The 1,070-nt window shown below is 73.6% G+C and carries 1 protein-coding gene and 1 pseudogene; both read right to left on the bottom strand.

What is annotated here, in order from left to right:
* Positions 1 to 747 (bottom strand): MFS transporter (locus G6028_RS12130; RefSeq protein ID WP_422110534.1); only part of this gene is annotated, 747 nt, incomplete at its 3' end.
* A pseudogene (locus G6028_RS12135) lies at positions 744 to 1,070 on the bottom strand (TIGR02569 family protein); the annotation flags it as partial. The pseudogene G6028_RS12135 and the gene G6028_RS12130, both read right to left, overlap by 4 nt.

Genomic DNA, 1,070 nt, shown 5'->3' on the forward strand with positions numbered 1-1,070 from the left:
CGGGAGCCACGTGAAGAAGGCGTAGGTGCACAGGGAGTTGGTCCCGAAGAACAACGCGAGGGCGAGCCCGACGGGCGAGCGCCACGGCCGGACCCGCTGTGCCGGGCCGGTCCCGCCGACGGCACCGACGGCGGGGGGTCCGGCGGTGTCCGACCCGCCCCGCAGGATCTCGACGACCCAGGGCACCGCCGCGACCATCGCGAGAACGGCCCACCACCCTATGGAGACCCGCCACCCGGCGGCCTCCTCCACGGGGACCGCCACCAGCGCCGGCACGACCGTGCCGAGCTGGAGTCCGGTGATGTACGCCATGCTCACGGCCGCGACGTGCCGGGGGAAGTACTTCTTGACCAGCGGCGGGGCCACCACGTTGCCGATGCCCATCCCGGCCAGCGCGACGAGGGATCCCAGCCCCATCACCCACGGGTCGTGGGCGAGGGCACGGAGGACCTGGCCGGCCGCGGCCGCCGTCATCGCCAGCACGGTCAGCAGTTCGAGTCCCATCCGCCGCAGCACGATCGGGGTGAGGACGCCCCAGAGGGCGAACATCACCGTGGGCACCATCCCGAGCAGTCCCATACCCCCCGCACCGAGGCCGATCTCGGCGTCGATGACCCCCAGCAGGGGGCTCAGGGAGGTGACCGCGGTGCGGAGGTTGAGCGAGACGAGGACGACGCCGAGCAGGGCCACCACGGGGAACGCCAGCGCGCCCGACGGGGAGCCTGCTCGCGAGGAGCGGCCGTTCACGAGTCCGGGTCGCCGATGAACTCCTCGACGGTCCGGGCCATGGCCTGCAACCCGTCCATCGCCGCCGGTCGGGATCCGGGGTGCAGCGCGTGCACCGCGAGCCGGAACACCGCCGCGCGCAACACCATCTGGCGCCACTCGTCGAGGTGGCGCCACCGCGCGAGCACCCCGCTGTCGACGGTCCCCCACGAGAGGTGGTCGATCGCGACGACCGCCGCCGACCACGAGGCAGGGCGGGCGTAGGGGACGACGTCCGTCAGCGCGGGTTCGTCCGACGCGTCGAACAGCAGGCCCCGCGCGAGATCGCCGTGCACCACCCCGGT

The sequence above is a fragment of the Dietzia cercidiphylli genome (assembly GCF_014145145.1).
In the GTDB taxonomy this organism is placed as follows: Bacteria; Actinomycetota; Actinomycetes; order Mycobacteriales; family Mycobacteriaceae; genus Dietzia; species Dietzia natronolimnaea.